This window comes from Methylobacterium sp. B1, assembly GCF_000333255.1.
Taxonomy (GTDB): domain Bacteria; phylum Pseudomonadota; class Alphaproteobacteria; order Rhizobiales; family Beijerinckiaceae; genus Methylobacterium; species Methylobacterium fujisawaense.
The window spans coordinates 1-2,129 of the sequence record NZ_BACT01000303.1 but is presented as its reverse complement, the minus strand read 5'-3'; the positions used below and the strand labels follow the sequence as shown (position 1 = coordinate 2,129).

The 2,129-nt window shown below is 73.5% G+C and carries 4 protein-coding genes; all 4 read left to right on the top strand.

Annotated features, from left to right (window positions below):
- Positions 1-200 precede the first annotated feature (200 nt).
- Genes I53_RS34970 through I53_RS08935 form a run of 4 tightly spaced genes read left to right on the top strand, consistent with a single transcriptional unit; the run spans position 201 to position 2,030 of the window.
- Positions 201-341, top strand: a complete 141-nt coding sequence (locus I53_RS34970; RefSeq protein WP_251982261.1) for a hypothetical protein — start codon at positions 201-203, stop codon at positions 339-341.
- The gene (locus tag I53_RS08945; RefSeq protein ID WP_043349373.1) at positions 338-1,105 is read left to right on the top strand and encodes a glycosyltransferase; all 768 of its coding nucleotides are present in this window, start codon (positions 338-340) and stop codon (positions 1,103-1,105) included. Before I53_RS34970 ends, I53_RS08945 begins: the two co-directional genes overlap by 4 nt.
- Complete coding sequence (locus I53_RS08940) at positions 1,099-1,431, top strand: lipid-A-disaccharide synthase N-terminal domain-containing protein (protein ID WP_043349371.1); 333 nt, start codon at positions 1,099-1,101, stop codon at positions 1,429-1,431. Before I53_RS08945 ends, I53_RS08940 begins: the two co-directional genes overlap by 7 nt.
- The gene (locus I53_RS08935) at positions 1,428-2,030 is read left to right on the top strand and encodes a pyridoxamine 5'-phosphate oxidase family protein (protein ID WP_043349369.1); all 603 of its coding nucleotides are present in this window, start codon (positions 1,428-1,430) and stop codon (positions 2,028-2,030) included. Before I53_RS08940 ends, I53_RS08935 begins: the two co-directional genes overlap by 4 nt.
- Positions 2,031-2,129 lie beyond the last annotated feature (99 nt).

Here is a 2,129-nt window from a genome sequence, read left to right as displayed (position 1 = left end):
GCAGCGTTCGCTGCGGCTTTGAAGGTCTCGCCCCGGCTCGCGGCCNTGCGCGACCGGGTGCCTTGCCCGAACCCACAGGTAGCGAGCCTGGGCTACCGCGAGCCGAGCCTCGTGTTCCTGATCGGCACCGGCCTCGCCCTGCCGCCCGACGGCGCCGCGGCGCGATCCTTCCTGGAAGCGGCGGCTGCCGCCTGCTCTTCGTGGAATCCCGGGACCGCGACGACTTCAACGCGGCCTGGCCGGTGGGGCGCGGCGCACCCGCCCCCCTGGCGGAGGTCGAGGGTTTCAACCTCAATACCGGCCGCCGGGTCTTCGTGACGGCCTACGCGGTGGCCCCGTGAACGCGAATCCCCATCTCAGCGTCGTCGTGCCGGTCAAGAACGAGGCCGGCAACATCGCGCCCCTGGTGGCCGAGATCGAGGCCGCCTGCGCGGGGCTGGCCTTCGAGCTGATCTACGTGGATGACGGCTCCACCGACGGCACCCCGGCGGCCCTCGCGGCGGCCCGGGCCGGGCGCCCCTGGCTGCGGGCGCTGCGCCACGCCCGGAGCGGCGGCCAGTCGGCGGCGGTGCGCAGCGGCGTTCTCGCGGCCCGCGGCGCGATCGTCGCGACCCTCGATGGCGACGGCCAGAACGATCCGGCCTTCATCCCCGCCCTGCTGGAAGCCCTGGAGGCGGCGGGGCCCGACACCGGCCTCGCCCAGGGTCAGCGGCGCGGCCGCAAGGATGGCCCGTTCAAGATGCTCCAGTCCCGGATCGCCAACGGCGTCCGCGGGCGGATCCTCAACGACGCCACCCGCGATACCGGCTGCGGCCTGAAGGTGTTCCGGCGCGCCGTGTATCTCAGGCTGCCGTATTTCGACGCCCTCCACCGGTTCATGCCGGCCCTGGTGGCCCGGGAGGGCTTTTCGGTGGTCCACCGCGACGTGGTCGACCGGCCGCGGATGACGGGGGTGTCCAATTACGGCCTGTTCGACCGCCTCTGGGTCGGGCTCCTCGATCTCGCCGGGGTCTGGTGGCTGATCCGGCGCAAGCGCGCCGATCCGCGGCCCGAGGAGATCGTCGACCCGGCCGGCCAACCCGCAGACCAGGACGTCGGATGCTGATCCAGCTCGCCCACGATCTGCCGGCCTATTTCTACGACGTGTTCGTCACCCGGCTCGACTTCTGGCTGGTCTTCGGCATCGTCGCACAGGTGGTGTTCGGCTCGCGCTTCATCCTGCAATGGATCGCCAGCGAGCGGGCCGGGCGGAGCGTGATGCCGCTGTCGTTCTGGTTCCTGTCGATCCTCGGCGGGCTGATGACCCTGGTCTACGGGTTCGTGCGCCGCGAGCCGGTGATCATCATCGGCCAGGGGCTCTCCACCGGGATCTACCTGCGCAACCTCGCGCTGATCTTCCGCGAGCGGCGGCGGAGGCGCGGCAGCCCATGAGCCGCGCGCCGCTGCCCGCCTATTACGACGACCTGGACGCGACGTTCGCGGCGCTTTGGGGCCATCTGGCGGACGGCGCCGCGCACGGCCGCAGCGGGTTCCACCTGCCGGTGGTGGCGACGCTCGGCGCGGCGGGCGGCCCGCGGCTGCGCACGGTGGTGCTGCGCGCCGCCGACCGGGATGCCGGAACCCTCCGGTTCCACTGCGACCGCCGCTCCGACAAGGCCGCCGAGATCCTGGCGAACCCGGCCTGCGCGCTCACGGCCTACGACGAGGCGACGAAGATCCAGATCCGCATCGAGGGGCGCGCCGCGCTGCACGTCGACGACGCGGTGGCCGAGGCGGCCTGGGCCGGGTCCCGGGCGATGAGCCGGGTCTGTTACGGGAGTGAACCCGGCCCGGGCACGGCCCTGCCGGCGGGGGACGCCTACGCCCTGCCGGACGAGGCCGCGGCCGGGGCGCTGGGACGGCCGCATTTCGCCGCCGTGCTGGTCCGGGTGGAGCGCCTGGATTTCCTCTACCTCGACCGCCGCGGTCACCGGCGGGCCGCCTGGCACCGGTGCGGGTCGGCTTGGCAGGGCGGCTGGCTGGCCCCCTGAAAGAGTGCCGCCGCGCGGGGAAGATGTCGCGCGCGCGACGGCCCGCCGGGGCGCACTCGTCCGAACACGCGGAACGCCCAGCGATTCGACGCGCCGACG